This window comes from Rhizomicrobium sp. (assembly GCA_037200985.1).
Taxonomy (GTDB): domain Bacteria; phylum Pseudomonadota; class Alphaproteobacteria; order Micropepsales; family Micropepsaceae; genus Rhizomicrobium.
This window is the reverse complement of the sequence record JBBCGJ010000001.1, coordinates 2,526,422-2,547,510: the sequence shown is the minus strand read 5'-3', so window position 1 is coordinate 2,547,510 and position 21,089 is coordinate 2,526,422. Positions and strand designations below refer to the sequence as shown.

The 21,089-nt window shown below is 65.3% G+C and carries 23 protein-coding genes and 1 other RNA gene; 16 read left to right on the top strand and 8 right to left on the bottom strand.

The window, feature by feature from the left end; all coding sequences use genetic code 11:
• Nucleotides 1-6 precede the first annotated feature (6 nt).
• Both WDN01_12495 and WDN01_12490 read left to right on the top strand, forming a co-directional pair.
• The gene (locus WDN01_12495) at nt 7-1,368 is read left to right on the top strand and encodes an MFS transporter (protein MEJ0026838.1); all 1,362 of its coding nucleotides are present in this window, start codon (nt 7-9) and stop codon (nt 1,366-1,368) included.
• On the top strand, nt 1,365-2,741 hold the full coding sequence (locus WDN01_12490; protein MEJ0026837.1) for an MFS transporter: 1,377 nt from the start codon (nt 1,365-1,367) through the stop codon (nt 2,739-2,741). Before WDN01_12495 ends, WDN01_12490 begins: the two co-directional genes overlap by 4 nt.
• Nucleotide 2,742: 1 nt before the next feature.
• On the opposite strand, the gene ssrA is transcribed toward WDN01_12490, so the two are convergent.
• Nucleotides 2,743-3,063: a transfer-messenger RNA gene (ssrA, locus tag WDN01_12485) on the bottom strand.
• Between the two features lie 101 nt (nt 3,064-3,164).
• On the opposite strand from ssrA, the gene WDN01_12480 reads away from it, so the two are divergent.
• Complete coding sequence (locus WDN01_12480) at nt 3,165-3,977, top strand: thymidylate synthase (GenBank protein ID MEJ0026836.1); 813 nt, start codon at nt 3,165-3,167, stop codon at nt 3,975-3,977.
• A gap of 42 nt (nt 3,978-4,019) precedes the next feature.
• Here WDN01_12480 and WDN01_12475 read toward each other — a convergent pair whose 3' ends face one another.
• Nucleotides 4,020-4,736, bottom strand: a complete 717-nt coding sequence (locus WDN01_12475) for an RcnB family protein (GenBank protein MEJ0026835.1) — start codon at nt 4,734-4,736, stop codon at nt 4,020-4,022.
• Between the two features lie 174 nt (nt 4,737-4,910).
• On the opposite strand from WDN01_12475, the gene WDN01_12470 reads away from it, so the two are divergent.
• From WDN01_12470 to WDN01_12445, 6 genes are all read left to right on the top strand, one after another.
• Complete coding sequence (locus tag WDN01_12470; GenBank protein ID MEJ0026834.1) at nt 4,911-5,393, top strand: GNAT family N-acetyltransferase; 483 nt, start codon at nt 4,911-4,913, stop codon at nt 5,391-5,393.
• Nucleotides 5,390-5,893, top strand: coding sequence for a dihydrofolate reductase (locus tag WDN01_12465; protein MEJ0026833.1), 504 nt, complete (start codon nt 5,390-5,392; stop codon nt 5,891-5,893). Before WDN01_12470 ends, WDN01_12465 begins: the two co-directional genes overlap by 4 nt.
• Nucleotides 5,894-5,968: 75 nt before the next feature.
• On the top strand, nt 5,969-6,889 hold the full coding sequence (locus WDN01_12460; GenBank protein ID MEJ0026832.1) for an SMP-30/gluconolactonase/LRE family protein: 921 nt from the start codon (nt 5,969-5,971) through the stop codon (nt 6,887-6,889).
• Nucleotides 6,890-6,925: 36 nt separating this feature from the next.
• Entirely contained in the window at nt 6,926-7,279 is a 354-nt protein-coding gene (locus WDN01_12455) for a hypothetical protein (protein MEJ0026831.1), read from the top strand.
• 22 nt (nt 7,280-7,301) lie between these two features.
• On the top strand, nt 7,302-7,679 hold the full coding sequence (locus WDN01_12450) for a hypothetical protein (protein MEJ0026830.1): 378 nt from the start codon (nt 7,302-7,304) through the stop codon (nt 7,677-7,679).
• A gap of 100 nt (nt 7,680-7,779) precedes the next feature.
• A complete protein-coding gene (locus WDN01_12445; GenBank protein MEJ0026829.1) occupies nt 7,780-8,157 on the top strand; it encodes a hypothetical protein in 378 nt (125 codons plus the stop codon).
• Nucleotides 8,158-8,293: 136 nt separating this feature from the next.
• Here WDN01_12445 and WDN01_12440 read toward each other — a convergent pair whose 3' ends face one another.
• Together WDN01_12440 and WDN01_12435 are read right to left on the bottom strand one after the other, a co-directional pair.
• A complete protein-coding gene (locus WDN01_12440) occupies nt 8,294-8,911 on the bottom strand; it encodes a putative 2OG-Fe(II) oxygenase (protein ID MEJ0026828.1) in 618 nt (205 codons plus the stop codon).
• Between the two features lie 3 nt (nt 8,912-8,914).
• Entirely contained in the window at nt 8,915-10,021 is a 1,107-nt protein-coding gene (locus tag WDN01_12435; GenBank protein ID MEJ0026827.1) for an Mrp/NBP35 family ATP-binding protein, read from the bottom strand.
• Between the two features lie 119 nt (nt 10,022-10,140).
• On the opposite strand from WDN01_12435, the gene hflK reads away from it, so the two are divergent.
• The 3 genes from hflK (at nt 10,141) to WDN01_12420 (ending at nt 13,775) form a co-directional block, all read left to right on the top strand.
• Nucleotides 10,141-11,304, top strand: a complete 1,164-nt coding sequence (hflK, locus tag WDN01_12430) for an FtsH protease activity modulator HflK (GenBank protein ID MEJ0026826.1) — start codon at nt 10,141-10,143, stop codon at nt 11,302-11,304.
• Nucleotides 11,301-12,173 (top strand): protease modulator HflC, encoded by an 873-nt coding sequence (gene hflC / locus WDN01_12425; protein ID MEJ0026825.1) that lies wholly within the window; start codon nt 11,301-11,303, stop codon nt 12,171-12,173. The genes hflK and hflC overlap by 4 nt, the downstream gene beginning before the upstream one ends.
• A gap of 132 nt (nt 12,174-12,305) precedes the next feature.
• Nucleotides 12,306-13,775 carry a DegQ family serine endoprotease gene (locus WDN01_12420; GenBank protein MEJ0026824.1) on the top strand — a complete coding sequence of 490 codons (1,470 nt, stop codon included), beginning with the start codon at nt 12,306-12,308 and terminating at the stop codon, nt 13,773-13,775.
• A 118-nt stretch (nt 13,776-13,893) separates the two neighbouring features.
• On the opposite strand, the gene WDN01_12415 is transcribed toward WDN01_12420, so the two are convergent.
• The 4 genes from WDN01_12415 to WDN01_12400 all read right to left on the bottom strand — a co-directional run bounded on the left by WDN01_12415 (nt 13,894) and on the right by WDN01_12400 (nt 17,032).
• Nucleotides 13,894-14,565 carry a hypothetical protein gene (locus WDN01_12415; GenBank protein MEJ0026823.1) on the bottom strand — a complete coding sequence of 224 codons (672 nt, stop codon included), beginning with the start codon at nt 14,563-14,565 and terminating at the stop codon, nt 13,894-13,896.
• Between the two features lie 231 nt (nt 14,566-14,796).
• Nucleotides 14,797-15,711: an IS1595 family transposase gene (locus WDN01_12410; protein ID MEJ0026822.1), complete on the bottom strand. Its 915-nt coding sequence runs from the start codon at nt 15,709-15,711 to the stop codon at nt 14,797-14,799.
• A 200-nt stretch (nt 15,712-15,911) separates the two neighbouring features.
• On the bottom strand, nt 15,912-16,787 hold the full coding sequence (gene serB / locus WDN01_12405; protein MEJ0026821.1) for a phosphoserine phosphatase SerB: 876 nt from the start codon (nt 16,785-16,787) through the stop codon (nt 15,912-15,914).
• The gene (locus tag WDN01_12400; protein MEJ0026820.1) at nt 16,784-17,032 is read right to left on the bottom strand and encodes a hypothetical protein; all 249 of its coding nucleotides are present in this window, start codon (nt 17,030-17,032) and stop codon (nt 16,784-16,786) included. Before WDN01_12400 ends, serB begins: the two co-directional genes overlap by 4 nt.
• A gap of 12 nt (nt 17,033-17,044) precedes the next feature.
• On the opposite strand from WDN01_12400, the gene miaA reads away from it, so the two are divergent.
• From miaA to WDN01_12380, 4 genes are all read left to right on the top strand, one after another.
• Entirely contained in the window at nt 17,045-17,950 is a 906-nt protein-coding gene (gene miaA / locus WDN01_12395; protein ID MEJ0026819.1) for a tRNA (adenosine(37)-N6)-dimethylallyltransferase MiaA, read from the top strand.
• 201 nt (nt 17,951-18,151) lie between these two features.
• On the top strand, nt 18,152-19,969 hold the full coding sequence (locus WDN01_12390) for an acetolactate synthase 3 large subunit (GenBank protein MEJ0026818.1): 1,818 nt from the start codon (nt 18,152-18,154) through the stop codon (nt 19,967-19,969).
• Nucleotides 19,966-20,487, top strand: a complete 522-nt coding sequence (gene ilvN, locus WDN01_12385) for an acetolactate synthase small subunit (GenBank protein ID MEJ0026817.1) — start codon at nt 19,966-19,968, stop codon at nt 20,485-20,487. The genes WDN01_12390 and ilvN overlap by 4 nt, the downstream gene beginning before the upstream one ends.
• On the top strand, nt 20,484-21,080 hold the full coding sequence (locus tag WDN01_12380; GenBank protein ID MEJ0026816.1) for a hypothetical protein: 597 nt from the start codon (nt 20,484-20,486) through the stop codon (nt 21,078-21,080). Before ilvN ends, WDN01_12380 begins: the two co-directional genes overlap by 4 nt.
• Nucleotides 21,081-21,089 lie beyond the last annotated feature (9 nt).

The following is a 21,089-nucleotide window of genomic DNA, read 5'->3' as shown; positions in this document are numbered from 1 at the left end:
GCGGCCATGACGGGTATCGGGACAGGGGGCGCGCAGGGCGCGGCCGAAGGGGACGAGGCCGCTTCGGGCGGCGACCCCGATGTCAACCTCGGGACCCCGCCGGAAGAGCCGCCCGCCGAGCAGGAAATCGCGCCCGACATCCGAAAGCCCGCCGGCCTGCTCGCCGTCTTCCGCCACCGCAATTACCGCCTGTTCTTCGCCGGCCAGTTCGTCTCGCTGATGGGCTCGTGGATGCAGAACACCGCGCAGCCCTGGCTGGTCTACAGCCTGACGCATTCGCCGCTCCTGCTCGGCGTCACCTCGTTCTGCTCGACCGTTCCGGTGTTCTTCCTGACGCCCTTCGGCGGCATGGTCGCCGACCGGGTCGACCGGCGGAAATTCCTGCTGATCACCCAGAGCGCGGCGATGCTCCAGGCGGCGGTTCTCGCCGTGCTGACGCTGAGCGGCTATGTCCGGGTGTGGGAGATCATCTGCCTGGCGCTGACCATGGGGCTGATCAATTCCTTCGACATCCCGTCGCGGCAGTCGATGACGCTCGACATGGTGGGGCGGGAGGATCTGCGCCACGCCATCTCGCTCAATTCGATGATGTTCAACGGCGCGCGCATCGTCGGGCCGACGGTCGCAGGCCTGCTGATCGCCGCCGTGGGGGAAGGCATCTGCTTCGCGCTCAACGCCGTCTCGTTCGGCGCCGTGCTGGTGAGCCTTCTGCTGATGCGGCTGGCCGAGCGGCCGCCGCGCATCAACCAGAACGCGCTGCGCGAGGTGTTCGAGGGCTATCGCTACAGTTTCTCGAACCCGCAAATCCGCGTCTCGCTGATGCTGGTGGCGGTGTCGTCGCTGTTCGGCGCCGCCTTCGTGACGATGATGCCGGCGGTGGCGCGCGACCTGATCCACGGCGATTCGACGACCCAGGGTACGCTGCTGTCGGCCGTGGGCGCCGGCGCGCTGGTCGGCGCCTTCGCGCTGTCGCGGATCACCGAGAAACAGCTCGTCTATGCGCCGATCCTGTCGGGGCTCGCCTTCGGGATCGGCCTGATCGGCTTCTCCCATTCGCATTCGCTGTGGCTCTCCGTCGCGCTTCTGCTGCCGACCTCGGCCAGCCTGATGCTGCTCGGCGGCACGACGAACACGATCGTCCAGATCGTGGCGCATGAGCATTTCCGCGGCCGGGTGATCTCGCACTACACGCAGAGCTTCATGGGCATGATCCCCTGGGGCGCGCTCCTGCTCGGCGCCCTGGCGCACAGCCTCGGCGTGACGGAGGCGATCAGCATCGGCGGCGCCGTGGTGATCGCCGGCTCGGTCGTGGCCTATGCGGACCGGCGGACCGGCGGCTTCGTCATCCAGCACACGCCGGCCGAATGAGCGACATCTACGCCGGCATCGAGAGCGAGCAGGAGCGCGAAGCCGCCTACGAAGGGTTCGTTTGGCGGAACCTGCGCCGCAACTATGCCGGCCACTACATCCACGGCATGCTGGGGATGACGGGCTTTCGGCTCGTCAACGCGCCGACCTTCATCCCGGCCTATCTGCATTTTCTCTCCGGCTCGGATCTGATCGTGAGCCTCGGGGCCAGCCTGCAGCAGCTCGGCGGCGTGGTCTCGCCCATCGTGGGCGCGGCTCAGATCGAGCACCGCAAGAAGATCCTTCCCGTCTCGATGTTCCTCGGCACCATGATGCGGGTGCAGATTCTCGGCATTGCGCTGGCGGGATGGTTCCTCGGCGGCACGCCGCTCCTGGTGAGCGTGCTGGTGTTCCTCTTCCTGCTGGGCCTGTTCAGCGGGCCGCAGGGCGTCGCATTCCAGTTCCTGCTCGCCAAGATGATCCCGATCGAGCGGCGCGGGCGGCTGCAGGGCTGGCGCAATCTCTCCGGCGGCATCGTGGCGGCGGCGCTCAGCTATTTCGCCGGCAAATATCTCGTCGGCGGCAATGTGCTCGGCAACGGCTATTCCACCACCTTCGCGCTCGCCTTCATCCTGACCAGCCTCGGCCTCACCGCCTTCCGCTTCCTGGTGCGCGAGCCCGAGCCGCCGACCGTGCGCCCGCGCACCGCGATGGCTGATCGCATGCGAGAGTTGATCCCGATGCTGCGGTCCGATCCGGGCTTTCTCTATTTCATGATCGCGCGGACATTCGCGATCGCCAGCCGCGTGGCGCAGCCCTTCTATATCATCTATGTCGCGCATAAGATCGGGCTTTCGGGCGAGACCATCGGCGCGATGTCGCTCGCCTTCCTCGGCGCCGACACGGTGATGAGCCTGGGCTGGGGCTATCTCGCCGACCGTTTCGGCTTTCGCTCCAATTTCATCATCGCGCTGGTGTTCTGGATCGGCTCGACCGTCCTCCTGATGTGTGTGAGTTCGCCCCTGTGGCTTTTCATCGCCTTCTTCGGGCTGGGCGCCGGCAATTCCGGCTATCAGATGAGCGCGCAGAACATCGTCTTCGAGTTCGGCCACCGCGACGACATGGCGATGCGGCTCGCCTTCTCCAACACGGCCGAGAGCGTGATGAGCGCCGCCGGCCCCTTGCTCGGCGGCGTGATCGCGGCGAGCTTCGGCTATTTCGCGGTGTTCTGGGTGGCGATCGCGTGCGAGGCCATCGCGCTGGTGCTGCTCGTCGCGCTGGTCGAGGAGCCGCGCAAGAAGCGCCTGCAGCTCGAAGCGGAAAAAGCGGCCGCGCAGGCCGAAACGATGACCACATCGCTCGCGACCCGCGAGGACGAAGAGGGAAATTTGTAAAAGTGGGGGGCTTCTGTTGCCCGGTGCCCCCCTGAACCGCGCTTGGCTAACCGAAGTTAGGCAGCGAGGGCCATTTCATTATCGTTGGCACCTGTACGAGTAGCCCGATAACGGCGGATACCATACCGAGCGAAAGAACTGCCTTTACACGTCCGTCGATCCTGTTTCGCCCCCAGCAGAAGACCACTTGGAAAAGTGGGCTTATGGTGGAGGCGCCGGGTACCGCCCCCGGGTCCGGGCCGCTTATTACGAAGCCGTTTATCGCCATAGCTGGCAAGCCAGCACGCTCAATATAGGGAGTGCAGGTTAAGAATTGAAGGCATGAAAAGCATATATTTTCCAGGCGGTTATGGAGAGCGAAAAAACCCTGCGGGTCGGTGCGCCGACCGCTAGACTGGCGTCTCGGAATCGCCCGGACCCGTCATGCGCCAATATCACGACCTCCTGGAACTGGTCCTCAAGACGGGCGTGGAGAAGCACGACCGTACCGGCACCGGCACGCTGTCCGTGTTCGGCCACCAGGCCCGCTATGACCTCGGCGCCGGCTTCCCGCTGCTGACGACCAAGAAGCTGTTCACGAAAGCCATCGTGCTCGAACTCCTCTGGTTCCTGCGCGGCGACACCAATGTGCGCTGGTTGCAGGAACGCGGGGTCACGATCTGGGACGAATGGGCGGACGCGGATGGCGAACTCGGCCCGGTCTACGGCCATCAGTGGCGAAGCTGGCCATCTAACAATAACGAGGATGGGCCGGACGGCGGTACGATCGACCAGATCGCCAATGTCGTGCGCGACATCAAGGCCAATCCGGACTCGCGCCGGCTCATCGTCTCGGCGTGGAATCCGGCGGATGTGCCGAAGATGGCCTTGCCGCCGTGCCATTGCCTGTTCCAGTTCTATGTCGCGAACGGCAGGCTGTCGTGCCAGCTCTATCAGCGTTCCGCGGACATTTTCCTGGGCGTGCCGTTCAACATCGCATCCTATGCGCTGTTGACGATGATGATCGCGCAGGTGACGGGGCTGAAGCCCGGCGAATTCGTGCACACGCTGGGCGATGCGCATCTTTATCTGAACCACATCGACCAGGCGCGCGAGCAGCTCACGCGCAAGCCCTATCCGCTGCCGACGATGCGCCTCAATCCGGCGGTGACGGATCTGTTCGATTTCAAATACGAAAATTTCACGCTCGAGAACTATCGGGCGCATCCGACGATCAAGGCCGAGATCGCCGTGTAGCCAAGGGCCCTCTCCCCGGAAAGGGGAGAGGGCGGCACTGGTTCAGTAGAAGATCCCGTAGACCACCTGGATGACTTCGCCGCTGTCCTGGTCGACCAGCAGCGCGTCGTTGCCATAGCGCACCCACACCGTGCCGGGCGGCGGATAGGACAGGTCGTAGTCGTCGTAGTCCTGCAGCCAAAAGCTCTGCGCGAAGAACAGCGCCGGCAGGTAGTCGCCGTAATTCCACCGGCGATAGTAATAGCCGCTCGGGCGGTGATAGCTGCCGGCCCGGAAACGGCGCGGCGCGTTGAAGGCGCGGCGCAGCGAATTGAATGCGTTGTTGTGGCCGTGCCCGAAATTGTTGCCGTTTCGGAAACCGTGACCGCCATTACCAAAGATATTCGCCGGGTTTGCGCCGTGGCCGCCGCCGCGACCGCCGCCATGCTGACCGCCGCCGTGCTGGCCGCCACCCGGATTGCCGCCGCCATGCTGGCCGCCGCCGCCATTGCCGCCGCCTGGGTTGCCGCCGCCTGGGTTGCCACCACCGCCAGGATTGCCGCCGCCGCCGATCAGGGGATTTGCGCCGCTGCCGCCATGGGCGCCGCCTGCTCCGCCGCCATGCTGACCGCCGCCGCCCCCGCCGCCATGCTGACCACCGCCGCCGCCACCGGCGCCACCGCCTCCAGGATGACCGCCGCCACCTTCATGACGTTGCGCCAGGACCGGCGTTGCGGCCAGGGCGAACGCCGCGACCGAGGCGAGAAGTAGTTTTTTCATATCGATTGATCCCTTCGTTGGGCGATTCAAATCTAGGATGCGGGCCGGAAGTGTCGTTGATGCGGCGCAAGCTTCGCGCCCGCGCATGGTATGCGCCGCCTTTGTTGCAAACCTTTAATACCACCATTGGTTCCCGTGGTAACGTGTCGTGACAGAAATTCGGCGGGATGGCGGATGACGGGCTTCAAGATCAGGCGCGCGCGGGCAGGCGAGGAGGACATCGTCTTCACGCTGCTGCGCGAGCTCGCCGAATACGAAAAGCTGATGCACGTCTTCCACGTCACGCCGGACGTGATCCGGCGCGATTATCTCTGCGACTCGCCGCTGCTGCATTGCGATCTGCTGTTCGATGGCGGCGAGCCGGCGGGGCTCGCCACCTGGTACTGGATTTATTCGAGCTTCGTGGCCAGGCGCGCGATCTATCTCGAAGATATCTATGTGCGCCCGTCCCATCGTGGCCGCGGCCACGGCAAGGCGCTGCTCGCCCATCTCGCCAGGACCGCGGTGGCGGCCGGCGCGGTGCGCGTCGACTGGTCGGTGCTCGACTGGAACAAGCCGTCGATCGACTTCTACGACAGCCTCGGCGCGAAGCCCAACGACGGCTGGCTGGTCTATCGCCTGGAAGGCGAAGCGCTGGCGAAGCTGGGCGGCGGATGAGCATTCCGGTCGTCTTCGTGCTGGCGCGCGCCGACAACGGCGTGATCGGCGATTCCGGGCGCATTCCGTGGCGCATCCCCGAAGACATGAAACGCTTCAAGGCGCTGACGATCGGCAAGCCGATGATCGTCGGCCGCAAGACCTGGGAGAGTTTTCCGAAACGGCCGCTGCCCGGCCGGACGAACATCGTGATCACTCGCGACGGGGCCTATCGCGCCGACGGCGCCGTGGTCGTGCATGGGCTCGACGAGGCATTGGCGCGGGCGCGTGCCGAGAATCCGAGCGAAATCGTCATCGGCGGCGGCACCGAGATCTATCGCGCTGCGCTGCCGCTCGCCACGCGCATCGAGCTCACCGAAGTGCACATGCAGGTGCCGGGCGACGCGCATCTGCCGTCCTTCGGCGAAGGCTGGCGCGAAACCGCGCGCGAGGAACACGCGACGGCAGAGGGCTTGCGCTATTCCTATGTGACGCTCTTGCGGCCTTCCGCCGGCCGGTAACTTCCCCTGCGGGCGCTTTGCGCCGGTGCCGGCCGCGCGCTAGCCTCGCGGCAAAACGACATCGGGGAGACGGGCATGGAATTCCAGGAACTCGCGAGCGGTCTGAAATTTCCCGAAGGCCCCGTCGCGATGGACGACGGCTCGGTCATTGTGGTGGAGATCGCCGCCGGCAGCGTCACGCGGGTCAAGCCGGACGGCACGCTCCAAAACATCGCCACGCCGGGCGGCGGCCCCAACGGCCTCGCCATCGGTCCCGACGGGCATCTCTATTGCTGCAACAATGGCGGCAATTTCGAATACAGCACGGTCAACGATCTGGTGATCCCGGGCCACACGCCGCCCGGTCACCAGGGGGGCCGCATCGAGCGCATCGACATCGCGACCGGCAAGGTCGAGGTGCTCTACACGGAATGCGACGGCAAGCGGCTGATGGCGCCGAACGATCTCGTGTTCGACGCGACCGGCGGCTTCTGGTTCACCGACTATGCCAGCCATGACGGCGAGCGCCGGCTGACCGGCGCGCTCTACTATGCGCGGGCCGACGGTTCGAAGATCACGCGCGTGCTGCGCGAGCTGACCTCGCCCAACGGCGTCGGTCTGTCGCCGGACGGCCGCCATGTCTACTACGCCGAAACCTTTCCGGGCCGGCTGTGGGACTTGCCGCTGACCGCGCCGGGCGTGGCCGCGGTCCCCGGCGGCTTCACGCCGGCCAATTTCGTCGGCGCCTATCCGGGCCTCGCCTATTTCGACAGCCTCGGCGTGCAGGAAGACGGCGGCATCTGCGTCGCTACGATCCTTGCCGGCGGCATCTCGACCTTCTGGCCCGACACCACGCCGCCGACCTTCGGTCATACGCCGCTGCCCGACCTGATCTGCACCAATATCTGCTGGGGCGGCAAGGACATGAAGACGGCCTACATCACGCTGTCGTCGACCGGAAGGCTGGCGAAGTGCCGATGGCGCTCGCCCGGCCTTAGGCTGGCTTATAACGCGTGAGGATTTGCGCTAATCTGCCGAAAACGGAGCGACGTCATGCGGGCAATCGTCTTGGGCGCGGCACTGGCGTTCGCCGCGAGCGTACCGGCCTTCGCCGCCGATCCGATGACGAACTACTACGGCAATACGGTGATCGTGGTCGATGCCAAGGGCGCGGTCACGCACACGCACTACAATGCCGATCACACCTTCGACGGCGTCGCGATCGCCGGCGACTATCACTACAAGGGCACATGGGAGATCAAGGGCGGGCAGCTCTGCCACACCTTCGATCCGCCGCTGCCCGGCATCTCCAATCCGAAATGCAACCCCGTCGGGCCGCTGACCGTGGGCCAGAGCTGGACGGGAATGGACGGCAGCAGCGGAGCTCTCGTCCAAGGCATTCTGTGAACTTCAAACCCGGGAGACCATCATGAAGCCGATTTTTCTGGCCGCGACGGCCGCAATGCTGCTCGCCGCGTCGCCGGCCCTGGCCGCAGACGACCTGATGACCAATTATCTGGGCAACACGGTCGTCTCGACCGGCGGGATGACCGAATCGCATACCCACTACAAGGCCGATCACACCTTCGACCTCGTTGGCTCGATGATGGGCATGAGCAAGACCTTCTCCGGTACCTGGGAGATCAAGGACGGCCAGCTCTGCCGCACCTATGTCGGCGAACAACCGCCCGGCCTGCCGGGCAATCCGTTCTGCACGCCGTGGGAAGCGCACAAGGTCGGCGACAGCTGGACCATGACCATGGGCAGCCAGACCCGCAATATGACGCTGAAGGCGGGCGTTCAGTAAGCGGCCGGAGGCGCGGCGCCGTGCGCAAAACCGGCGTGCACCGCTTGCACGATTGTCATCGCATTCCAATATGGTTGACGTCCAAAGAGGGGAATCCACCATGATCAAGCGCATCATTCTTGCGGCGGCCGCCACGGCCCTGTTCTCGACGGCCGCGCTGGCCGACGATCCGTTCGCCGTCGCCTATGGCAACACGGTCACGCAGACGCTGCCGGACGGCACGAAACTGGTCATCTACGTCAACCCCGACAAGACCTGGCAGCAGACGGCGGGCGGCAAGACCACGAAGGGCACCTATGCCTGGAAGGACGCCACGAATGTCTGCTTCACCGTGACCGATCCCGCCCCGGCCGATCCGTCCCAGGCGACGTTCTGCAACGAGATCAAGGGCGATCACAAGGTCGGCGACACCTGGACCGAGACCTCGCGCGACGGTAAGACGACGATCACCATGACCATCACGCCGGGCCGGTCGTAAACAGATTTCCTCCCCCGCTGTTGCGGGGGAGGGGGACCGCGAAGCGGTGGAGGGGGCCGACGGGCGGACGCTTTCCGCACTGGCCCCCTCCGCCTCGCTTTGCTCGGCACCTCCCCCGCAACAGCGGGGGAGGAAATTAAGCCGTCAGATCGAATTCCACCGCGACGCGCTGATGTTCGCCGTCATAGCGGCGCTCGGCGCGGGCCAGCCAGGACGGGTGCAGCACGATCATCCCGGTCTGCGGCCGGATGATCTCGCTCGCACCCGCGGTCAGTCCGCCGGGGATGCGAAAGGCGAATTGCGGCGCCACCATCGCGGGCAGCGGCCCGCGCGGATCGGCCAGCTCGCACTCGCCGCCCAGGCCCGCATCGTCGGATTTGGCGTAGCCGTCATCGACGTAATAGACGCCGGACCACACCGCGCCCGGCCGCGCCGCCGATTCGCGGTACTCGCCTTTCTGGCGCAGACACGCGCTGGCTTCGATCTTCCAGTCGAGCGTGACGCGGCCGCCGGTGCGCGTCGCGGTCAGCCCGTCCGCCATGTCGCGCACCACGCGGAACAGCGTCTGCGCGGAATCGCCCGCCCAGCTCACGAAATCGGGTTCGGAGCGCCAGCCCTGGCCATGCGCGCCCGGCGCCGCGCGCTCGACGATCGCCGGACGCAAGGCGGCGTTGACGTCATGCGCCACGGGAAGGAAGTGGATCGAGACGGGTGTCGCGAAGAGGCTTCGAATCTGCGGCTTGCTGGCGGCCATGCCCTATTCCAGCACAATTCGCGGCGCGGCGCGTTGCGCGCCCGCAACACCCGCCGCGACTTCTTTGGCGACGGCGAGGAAAGCCGCCGCCTCTGCTGAGTCCGGCGCGGTCGCGACGATGGGCCGCCCCGAATCCGAGGTCTCGCGGATGACCGGCACCAGCGGGATCTCGCCCAGGAACGGCACGCCCATGCGCCTGGCCTCGGCGCGCGCCCCGCCATGGCCGAAGATATGGCTCTCATGGCCGCAATTGGGGCATATGAAAGTCGACATGTTCTCCACGATGCCGAGCACCGGCACCTTGGTCTTCTCGAACATCGCGATGCCCTTGCGCGCGTCGATCAGCGCGATGTCCTGCGGCGTCGACACGATCACAGCGCCGCGCAAGGGCGCGCGCTGCGAGATGGTGAGCTGCGCATCGCCGGTGCCCGGCGGCATGTCGAGGATCAGGATGTCGAGCGGCGCCCATAGCGTGTCGTTCAGCATCTGGGTCAGCGCGCTCTGCACCATCGGGCCGCGCCACACCACCGCCTCGTCCTCGCGGATGAGCAGGCCCAGCGACATGATCTTGATGCCGTATTTCTCGATCGGCACGATCTTCTTGCCTTCGGCGCGCGGCTTCTCGCGGATGTCGAACAGGCGCGGCACCGAAGGCCCGTAGATATCGGCGTCCATCAGTCCCACCTTGAGGCCCTGCCGGCCGAGCGCGATGGCGAGATTGGCCGCGACGGTGGATTTGCCGACGCCGCCCTTGCCGCTCGCCACCGCGACGATGGCCGCGACGCCCGGAATGCCGGCCGGCGCCGGCGGTTCGGCCCGGTGCGGTGCGGCACGCGGCGGCGCCTGGCGGGCGGGCGCGCCCTGATGCGCGGTGAGCACGGCGGTGACGGAATGCACGCCGGGAAGCTTGGCGACCGCATCCTCGCAGGTTTTGCGCAGCGGCTCCGCGCCGCGCCCGCGCGCCGGATCGACCTCGACCGCGAAGCCGACATTGCCGTCGCGCACCACAAGTCCCTGGATGATGTCTTCCTGCACGACGCTGCGTCCGCTGACCGGGTCGATCACCTGGTCGAGCGCTCTCAGCACCTCGTCGCGTGTCGCGTGCGCCATGTCGAAACGATGTCCTTGAACCCTTGCGCCGCGCTGCCATCTAGAGGAAGGGCGTTTGCGCCCCGGCGGCGATGCACATATAACCGCCGAACCTTGGGAAACCAAGGAAGAGGGGCCTCATGCCTTGGACCAATTCGTCGGACGGCAACGGAACCGGAGGGCCCAAGGGCCCTTGGGGTCGCGGGCCCGCGTCGCCCGGCGGCAGCGGCGGCGGGATGCGTCCCCCCGATTTCGAGGACATGCTCCGGCGCGGCCAGGACAGCATCCGGCGCTTCCTGCCGGGCGGCGGGTTCACCACCGGCGGCCTGATCGTGGTGCTGCTCGCCGTGATCATCGTGTGGTTCGCCACCGGAATCTATTTCGTCGGCGCCTATGAGCAGGGCATCGTGCTGCGCTTCGGGCGCTATGTCGCGCGCACGCCGCCGGGCATGAACTATCACCTGCCCTGGCCGATCGAGACCGCCTATACGCTCGACGTGACGCATCAGCGCCAGATCAACATCGGCTACAAGGCGACCGACGACGAAAACGGCGGCTCCTCCGAGGACATCGCGGCCGAGGCCGAGATGCTGACCGGCGACGAGAACATCATCGACATCAATTTCACCGTCTATTGGGTGGTGAAGGACGCGGGCGCCTTCCTGTTCAACGTCGAGAGCCCGTCCGATCCGGCCGATTCGTCCAACCAGACCATCAAGGCGGTGGCCGAAAGCGCGATGCGCGAGGTGGTGGGCCGCAGCCAGTTCGAGAACATCCTCACCCAGGATCGCGAATCGATCCAGATCCAGGTCCGCGAGCTGATGCAGAAGACGCTCGACATGTACGGCGCGGGCGTCAACATCGTGAACGTCACGATGCAGAAGGTCGATCCGCCGAGCGAGGTGATCGACGCTTACCGCGATGTTCAGGCCGCCCGTGCCGACCAGGAGCGGGCGCGCAACGAGGCCGAAGGCTTCGCCAACAAGGTGATCCCCGAGGCGCGCGGCAACGCGGCCCGTATCGTCCAGGACGCCGAGGCCTATCGCCAGAAGGCGATCGCGGAGGCGTCCGGCCAGGCCAAGCGCTTCCTCTCGGTGCTCGCGCAATACCGCACCGCGCCCGACGTCACGCGCCGGCGCATCTATATCGAGACGATGAGCGGCATCCTGGGCAACATGAACAAGGTGATCGTCGACAATTCGGCAAAGGGCGTCGTGCCCTATTTCCAGCTGCCGAACATGGTCGGCGCGGGCGCGACGCCGCCGGCCGGCCAGAGCGGCACGCAGAGCGGGGGATCGCAATGACGCGCGCCGTCCTCGTCATCGCCGGCCTGCTCGGCCTCACGCTCCTGATCGCGCTGTTCTCGAGCTTCTATTTCGTGAACCAGACCGAAGAGGCGCTGGTGCTCCAGTTCGGCGCGCCGCAGGCGGTGATCACCGAGCCCGGCATCCATTTCAAGACGCCGCTGACCCAGAGCGTGGTGTTCTTCGACAAGCGCGTGCTGCTGCTCGACGCGCCGACCGAGGAAGTCATCGCCTCCGACAAGAAGCGCATGATGGTGGACGCCTTCGCGCGCTGGCGCATCACCGATCCGTTGAAATTCTACCAGACGCTGAGCGACAAGGAGAACGCGCTCAGCCAGCTTTCGCCGGTGCTGTCTTCGAATGTGCGCGGGGTGCTCGGCAAGGAAAGCTTCGCCGCGATGCTTTCGGGCAAACGCGCCCAGCTCATGATCGACATCAAGAACGAGATGAACCGCGCGGTCTCCAGCTTCGGCATCGAGATCGTCGACGTGCGCATCCGCCATGCCGACCTGCCCCAGGCCAACAGCCTGGCGATCTATCAGCGCATGCAGAAGGAACGCGAGCGCGAGGCGGCGGAATACCGCGCCGAGGGCAGCGAGACCGCCCAGCGCATCAAGGCGCGGGCCCAGCGCGAAGTGACCGTGCTGACCGCCGAGGCCACCCGCGAATCGGAAATCCTGCGCGGCGAGGGCGACGCCGAAAAGACCCGCATCCTCGGCCAGGCGTTCAGCCAGGACCCGGATTTCTTCGCCTTCTGGCGCACCATGCAGGCCTATCAGGACTCGCTGGGCGACGGGAAAACGACGGTGGTGCTGTCGCCCGACAGCGATTTCCTCAAATATTTCGGCAAGGGCCCGGGCGGGAAATAGCGCGTGGATAAACCTCTCCCGCTCGTGGGAGAGGACACCGGAACAATCCCGCATGTATCCGCGCCTTATTCGCTTCACATTCCGTTCGCATAGGATTAGGCAAACCACCCGCGTGCCGAGGTTCTCCTTTCGATGCGTATCCGCTGGTTCCCCGTCCTTTGCCTGTCGCTGCTCCTGGTCGCCGGTACAGATGCCGCGCCGCCGTCGAAACCCGGACCTGCCAAGCCGGCGCCGGTCATCGTGCCCGTCCGCGGCGCGCCGGCGAGTTTCGCCGACCTCGCGGCGCGGCTCCTTCCCATGGTGGTCAATATCGCGACGACCCAGACGCTGAAGCCGCTGGCGTCGGAGCCGGGCCTGCCGAACATCGCGCCGGGCTCGCCGCTCGCCGACCTGTTCAAGAACTTCCTCGGCCAGGGTCCCAGCCTGCCGCGCCACGTGACCTCGCTCGGCTCGGGCTTCATCATCGATCCTTCCGGCTACATCGTGACCAACAACCATGTGATCGAGGGCGCCGACCAGATCTCCGTCACGCTCAACGACGGCACGACGCTGCTCGCCAAGCTGATCGGCCGCGACGAGAAGACCGATCTCGCGCTGCTCAAGGTCACGCCGCGCAAGCCGCTGCCCTCGGCGCATTTCGGCGATTCCGACGGCGCGCGCATCGGCGACTGGGTGATCGCGATCGGCAATCCCTTCGGCCTCGGTTCGACGGTCACGGCCGGCATCGTCTCGGCGCGCAATCGCGACATCGAGGCGGGGCCTTACGACGATTTCATCCAGACCGACGCGCCGATCAACCGCGGCAATTCCGGCGGCCCCTTGTTCGACATGAACGGCAACGTCGTCGGCGTGAACTCGGCGATCTATTCGCCGAGCGGCGGCTCGGTCGGCATCGCCTTCTCGATCCCCTCGAACCTGGCGCGCGCGGTCACCGACCAGCTGCGCCAGTTCGGCCAGGCGCGGCGCGGCTGGATCGGCGTGCGCATCCAGCAGCCCACCGAAGACATCGCCGAGGCGCGCGGGCTTCCCTCCGTCGCCGGCGCCCTGATCGCCGACGTGACGCCGGGCGGCCCGGCCGCCAAGGGCGGCGTGCAGTTCGGCGATTTCATCACGGGCTTCGACAGCAAGCCGGTGACCGACAGCCGCTCGCTGAGCCGCCTCGTCGCCGACACGCCGATCAACAAGACGGTCCCGGTGGAGCTGTGGCGCAAGGGCAAGAAGATGTATGTGCGCGTGACGGTGCTGCGGCTGGCCGAACGCACGCCGGGTCCGCCGCCCAAGCCGCCGCAAGGTCCGCCGCCGGCCAAGGCGACGACACTCGGCCTCTCGCTGGGCGTGCTCGACGGCAATGCGCGCGGCCAGTTCCACATCGCGGCAAGCGTGCAGGGCGTGCTCGTCACCGGCGTCGCGGCCGACAGTCCGGCGGGCGACAAGAACATCCGTCCCGGCGATGTCATCGTGCAGGTGCAGGACGTGCCCGTGCGCGCGCCGGCCGACGTGACCAAGCAGATCGACGCGGTGCGCAAGGCGGGCAAGGCCGTGGTCGCGATGCTGCTGAGCCGCGCGGGCGAGATGACCTATGTGGCGGTGAGGGTGAAGTAGATTTCCTCCCCCATTGTTATGGGAATTATATATATGACTCCCTTACCGGATTAGTCCGTCGATGGCTAAAGCGAATGGGGCATGCCGCATTTATTCTCTTAATCTTTAGCGCCGCTGCTCAAGGGACGGTTTGCCCCGATGGCCCGAGATACGGCTTAACAGGGTATGGGAGCGCATCATCTCCCGCTACTCCAATGACTGGAAGGGGGGAGTTTATCCGCCATATTTTGAGCGCTTCGTCTCCGCACGAATGGAACGAGAATCCACCCCTACTAAGGGTCGCATACGTAAGATCGGAGTACGGCGATTTATACACGCAACCGCCGCCACCGCCTTCCATTGTCTCTGGAAAATTGGCGAACACCTTTATTCCTGCATGGTCGAACGCGGTAGCTATTTGGCTCGAAAAATTTAGACACTCGGGACAGTGCGGCTCCACGACCAACAGTACGCCAGGAATTTTACCACGAAGCGTCTGGATGGCATCATATTCTGGCTTGGTAAGCACTCTTCCCGCCAATCGAGTTTCTAACTCGATGATTGTCGTTTGCTGTTTAGAAATTATTGCAGCGTCATGCCCAAACAGCCAGACGCTGCAAATGGTTTCTGCGATCACGCCGATAACGACAAGTGCCATTGCGGACTTTTGGCGAAACGTAGGATTTTCTGGTGTTTCCAGAACGATCCCTATGCCGACCGCCAACGTCGCAATAACGTCACCAAGCAGCAACGAGGCGGATAATGGATCAGAAAAGAACGTGCCTATTGTCGCGATGATTTGCGAAATCATATTAGTCCTCGCGCTTATCGCGTTTCTTTATGTGATCTTTCGCAAATGAAAACTTCAACCGAATCGAGAATTAATGCCGCTCCGGCTCAACAGATGGGAGTTTGCTCGCCTTCTTTATCAGCTTTTTTATTTTGCGCTTCCGTTTCTTCGCGCTATCGGTTTTCGCGCTCGGCTTATATGCCAGCACAACGTCAACAATTGCGTCCAATATCGGCGGGGGTTTTGTGTCACTCATTGGATAAGCCCCTTGTAGGTGGGGCGCTTGCCGGAGGTCTTTCCGACCAAGCTGTCCAGCCGATCCATGGTGTGGCGCTTCACGTCACCTTCGTTGAGGCGGAAAGTGAATTCATCGACGTAGCGGTGAAGGTGCTTTTCGCTGGCGTGATGGTAGACGCCGTGCATCCCGCGCTTCATGACGGCCCAAACGCTTTCGATACTGTTCGTGGTCACGCCATCGCGAACGTATTCCTTTGCTCCATGATCGACCGTCTCATGGCCGTAGTCAGGGCTCAGTCCGCGATATGCGCCATGCTCGTCCGTGTGGATCATGGAACCGAGCGCGACACTTTCGCGGATTTCGGGTTGCAGACTGAGGCCGTCAGTATGTGCGACCGGCCGCGCTTTCGTGCGTCCGCCGCGCTCACGCATTCCAAGGACCGCGATCTTCCCGACCGTACCGCGACCGGCCTTGAGCTTCTTGGACTCGTGCTTGTTCTTCTCTTTTCCACCGAAGTAAGTCTCGTCAATCTCGACGATGCCTTGAAGCTTGGCGAGATCGTCACCGCATGCTTCGCGAAGTCTGCCAAGGACGAACCAGGCCGACTTCTGTGTGATTCCGATTTCCTTGGCGAGTTGCATGGAGGAAATGCCCTTCCGCGCCGTGACCAGCAGGTACATCGCGTACAGCCACTTGTGCAGCGGAACGTGCGACCGCTCGAAAATCGTGCCGGTACGGACTGTGAAGTCCTCTTTGCACTGGTTGCATCGGTAGTACCCACCAGCGCGAGCCGTGATGCGCTCGCCCATCCCACAGCAAGGACACTTGGGGCCGTTCGGCCAAAGGCGGCCTTCCAGATAGGTCCGCGCCGTCTCTTGGTCTGGGAACATCGCGAACAGTTCAAAGGTGGAAATCGTGCTTTTCGACATGCCAGAACCCTCACTTCATGGGGAAAAAGTACCCCGGAAAATCGAGGGAGTCAAGTATATAATTCCCATTGTTATGGGGGAGGTGCCGAGCGCAGCGAGGCGGAGGGGGCAGCCGCCCCGCTCAACGGTTCAAACGCTTCCCCCCTCCGTCGCGTCGCTTCGCTCCGCGCCACCTCCCCCGCAAACGCGGGGGAGGAAAATTATTCCGCCCGCACAAACTCCTCGTCGCTGTAGCCCTGCAGGTACAGCAGCCCCGTCAGATCGCCATGCGCGATGCTGGCCGCGGCGGCGGCCGCGACCACCGGCTTGGCGTAATACGCCACGCCCAAGCCCGCCCGCTGGATCATCGCCAGATCGTTGGCGCCGTCGCCGACCGCCAGCGCGTCCGCCGCGGTGATGCCCAGATCGGCGACCGCCGCCTCCAGCGCCGCCAGCTTGGCCTCGCGGCCCAGGATCGGATCGGCGACCTCGCCGGTCAGCACGGCGCCGTCATGCAGCAACTCGTTCGCCTGCTCGCGGTGGAAGCCCGCCGCCTCGGCGACGCGGGACGTGAAATAGCGGAAGCCGCCCGACACCAGAAGCGTGTGCGCGCCATGGCCGCGCATGGTGGCGAGCAGCGTCTTGGCGCCGGGGTTCAGCTTGATGCGCTCGTCATAGACCCGCGACAGGGCCGCGATTTCAAGCCCTTTCAGCATCGCGACACGCTCGCGCAGCGCGCTCTCGAAATCGAGTTCGCCGCGCATGGCGCGCTCGGTGATCGCCGCGATCACCGGCTTCAGCCCCGCCATGTCCGCGAGTTCGTCCAGGCATTCGACGTCGATGATCGTCGAATCCATGTCGGCGATGAGCAGTTTCTTGCGCCGGTTCGCGGTCGGCACGACGTTCACGTCGACCGGCTGGTTGCCGAAATGATGCCGCGCCCGTTCCAGCACCTGCGCCGGCTGATGATCGAAATAGATGTCCAGCGCGCGCCCCGGCGACAGCCAGCGCGCATGCGCCACGTCCGGAAACAGCGGCATCTTCACGGCAAAGCCGGAGGCGCCGACGATGTTGAGGACGTAGGGAAGGGTGCTCACGTGGCGGTCGGGCGCTTCTTCTTGAAGCGGGCGTCGTAGACGGCCTGGACGCGCGCGATCCGCTTGGTCAGGCGCTCGACCTCCTTGGCCATGCCCCGCATATGGGCGATGTCCATGGCGCGGTCGAGATTGTAGCGGGCGTCTTCCAGCGCGGCGCGCACATCGGTGTCGCGTGCGTCATAGATGGCGCTCATCGCCTCTTCCGCCAGCGCCACGAAGCGCGTTATCTCCGAGGTGTCGCTCACGCGAGTCCCGCCTTGTCCGCCGATGCCATCCTTATCGCAGGCCCCACCGCGAGCGGCAAGTCGCAAGCGGCGTTGGAACTCGGTCGCATCCTCGGCGGGGTGATCGTGAACGCCGATTCCATGCAGGTCTATCGCGAGCCGCGCATCCTCACCGCGCGTCCGTCGGATTCCGACATGGCGCGCGTGCCGCATCTGCTCTACGGCCATGTTCCGGCGCGCGAGCCCTATTCCACCGGGCGCTATCAGAGCGACGCGGGCCATGCGCTGGCCGAAGTGCGCAAGGCGCATCGCACGCCGATCTTCGTCGGCGGCACGGGGCTTTATTTCCGCGCGCTGACCAACGGCCTGGCAGACATGCCGACCGTTCCGGCCGGCGTGCGCGCGGCCGCGCGTGCGCGGCTGCAAGAGATCGGCAACGACGCCTTCCATGCCGAACTCGCGGCGCGCGATCCGCAGATGGCGGCGCAGCTCAACCCCGGCGACGGACAGCGCATGCTGCGCGCCCATGAAGTGCTCGAAGCGACCGGCAGGAGCCTTGCCTTCTGGCAGAAGAACGAGCGGCAGGCGGTGCTCGACGGCCTGACGCTGGCGCGCTTCGTCATCGAGGTGCCGCGCGAGATTTTGCGCGCGCGGATCGAAGGCCGCTTCCGCGCCATGCTGGCCGCGGGCGCCATGGAGGAGGCGCTGGCGCTGGAGGATCTCGACCCGACGCTGCCCGCGGCGCGGATCATCGGCCGGCGCGAATTGCTGGCGCTGCATGACGGCGCGCTGGGCGAGGACGCGGCCGTCGAGCGGGCGGTGATCGCCACCCGCCAATACGCCAAACGGCAGGACACCTGGTTCCGCAATCAGCTTCCGGACTGGATTCGGATCGACGGATGCAGCAATATTGTTACTGAAATGCAAAAATCCCTATGAGGAAATTGCTTGACGCCGAGTCGGGCTTTCCGTAGTTTGCGCCGCACCAAATGGGACAGCCCGTGACGCAGACGCTCGTACTTATTGGACAGCCGCCGACCGGACGGGGATAGCCCCGTTTCTCCGGTACGCGGCTGTGTTCGAAGGGGCGGAAACGCCCCTTAATCTTTTGTGGCCCACCTCACCTTGAAGACGACGACGATGGACAAAGACGCAAACGCCCCCGCCAGCGGGTTGGAAAAATACTCGGGAGCCCCCACGGGCGCGATCGAGCTTTCGGGCGCCGAGATGGTGATCCGCGCGCTGAAGGATCAGGGCGTCAAGCACATCTTCGGCTATCCCGGCGGCGCGGTGCTGCCGATCTACGACGCGCTGTTCGCGGCGGAAGGCGTCACCCATGTCCTGGTGCGGCACGAGCAGGGTGCGGTGCATGCGGCGGAAGGCTATGCCCGCTCCACCGGCAAGCCCGGCGTGGTGCTGGTGACCAGCGGTCCGGGCGCGACCAACGCGGTGACGGGCCTGACCGACGCGCTGATGGATTCCATCCCGCTCGTCGTCCTGACCGGCCAGGTCGCGACGCATCTCATCGGCACCGACGCCTTCCAGGAGGCCGACACGGTCGGCATCACCCGGGCCTGCACCAAGCACAATTGGCTGGTGAAGGACGTGAACGATCTCTCCCGCGTCATGCACGAGGCCTTCCAGATCGCCACCACGGGGCGGCCCGGGCCGGTCGTGGTCGACATCCCCAAGGACGTGCAATTCAGGAAGGGGCCTTATCTCTCGCCGGAGTCGGTGCGCCACCGCACCTACAAGCCGCGCACCGAGCCCGAATTGTCGGCGATCGTGAAAGCGATCGAGCTGATGGCGAATGCGAAGAAGCCCTTGTTCTACACCGGCGGCGGCATCGTCAATTCCGGGCCCGAGGCTTCGAAGCTGCTGCGCGAGCTGGTCAGGCTCACGGGCTTTCCGATCACCTCGACGCTGATGGGGCTGGGCGCCTTTCCCGCGACCGATCCGCAATGGCTGGGCCTCGTCGGCATGCACGGGACCTACGAGTCCAACAACGCGATGCACGATTGCGACGTGATGATCTGCCTGGGCGCGCGCTTCGACGACCGCGTCACCGGCAAGATCGACCTGTTCTCGCCGGAGTCCAAGAAGATCCATCTCGATATCGACGCGGCGCAGATCAACAAGAACGTCCGCGTTGACGTGCCCATCGTGGCCGATGCCACCAAGGCGCTGCGCGAGATGCTGCATTTCTGGAAGACGCAGAAGAAGAAGGTGGACCGCGCCGCGCTCAAGGCGTGGTGGGCCGAGATCGACCACTGGCGCGAGACGAAATCGCTCGACTTCAAGAACTCCGATACGCTGATCAAGCCGCAATACGCCATCGACCGGCTCTATGCGCTGACGCGCGGGCGCGACGTCTATGTCACGACCGAGGTCGGTCAGCACCAGATGTGGGCGGCGCAGCGCTTCAAGTTCGAGGAGCCGAACCGCTGGATGACGTCCGGCGGCCTCGGCACGATGGGCTATGGCCTTCCCGCCGCGGTCGGCGTGCAGATGGCCCATCCGGACGCGCTCGTGATCGACATCGCCGGCGAGGCCAGCGTGCAGATGACGATGCAGGAGATGTCGACGGCGGTGCAGTACGACCTGCCGATCAAGATATTCATCCTGAACAACGAATACATGGGCATGGTGCGCCAGTGGCAGCAATTGCTGCATGGCGGGCGCTATTCGCATTCCTATTCCGAGGCGCTGCCCGATTTCGTGAAGCTGGCGGAGGCTTATGGCGGCGTCGGCCTGCGCGCCGACACGCCGGCCGAACTCGACGCCAAGATCCTGGAGATGATCGACGTGCGCCGGCCGGTGCTGTTCGACGTTCGGGTGGACCCGAAGGAGAACTGCTATCCGATGATCCCATCCGGCGCCGCGCACAACGCGATGATCCTGTGCGACTCGGAAGAGGAGGGGACCAAGGTCTCCGACGAAGGAAAGATGCTGGTGTGAGCGTTGCCGTGAAAGTGCCGAAGATCGAGCGCCACACCATCGCCGTGCTTGTCGACAACGAAGCGGGCGTGCTCGCGCGCGTGGTCGGGCTGTTCTCCGGCCGCGGCTACAACATCGAATCGCTGACCGTCGCCGAGGTCGATCACGCCGCGCATACCTCGCGCATCACGGTCGTGACCTCCGGCACGCCCGAGGTGATCGAGCAGATCGAGGCGCAACTGCGCCGTCTCGTTCCGGTGCACCGCGTCGTCAACTGGACGACCTCGGCGCCGGGGATCGAGCGCGAGATGGCGCTGGTGAAGGTCGCGGGAACGGGCGAGCGCCGGGTCGAGGCGATGCGCATCGGCGAGATCTTCCGCGCCCATGTCGTGGACACGACGCATTCGAGCTTCGTGTTCGAGATCACCGGCGCGCCGTTCAAGATCGACCAGTTCATCGACCTGATGCGGCCCCTGGGCCTGATCGACGTCAGCCGCACCGGCGTCGCCGCCATCAGCCGCGGCCCGGAGGCGATGTGAGACGCATCGCGGCCCTAGGGCTCCTTGCGGCGCTCGCCGCCTGTTCGCACACGTCGCCGCCTGCACCGCTACCGGCGCCGCAGCCGAAAGTGGTCACGCTGTGCGGCACGGATTCGCCGATATCCGATCGCAAGGCGATTTGCGACACGCGCGCCGCGCTGAACGAAAGCGAGCTTCCGGACGCCTGGGGCAGCACCGGCGGGCCGGTGGCGCGGGTGATCCTGATCCCGGCGGGCCAGCCGGCGCTGTCGCTCCGCGCCATCGGCGGCAAGCTGACCGTGCGCCGCCTGACGAACGGCAAGATCGATATCGACCGTGTCGTCGATCTCTCCGACGCCGAACGCGCCACGCTGCGCGACGCCGGCGCGGCCGTGTGGGGAAGTCTCGGGCCGAACGCCGACGCGCCGACCTTCGCGGCCTGCCGCACGCCGAATTACATCGTCGCCGAGACCAATCTGAACACGGTGGTCAAATTCGCCGTCTCGCATTGCGTGGCGCTGAAGCCGCTGCGCGATCTCGCCGACGCCTACCTGAACATCGCCGGCGAAAAAGTGCCCGAACTGAAGCAAGGGCTCGAACAATCACTCGATTGAACCAGAGGA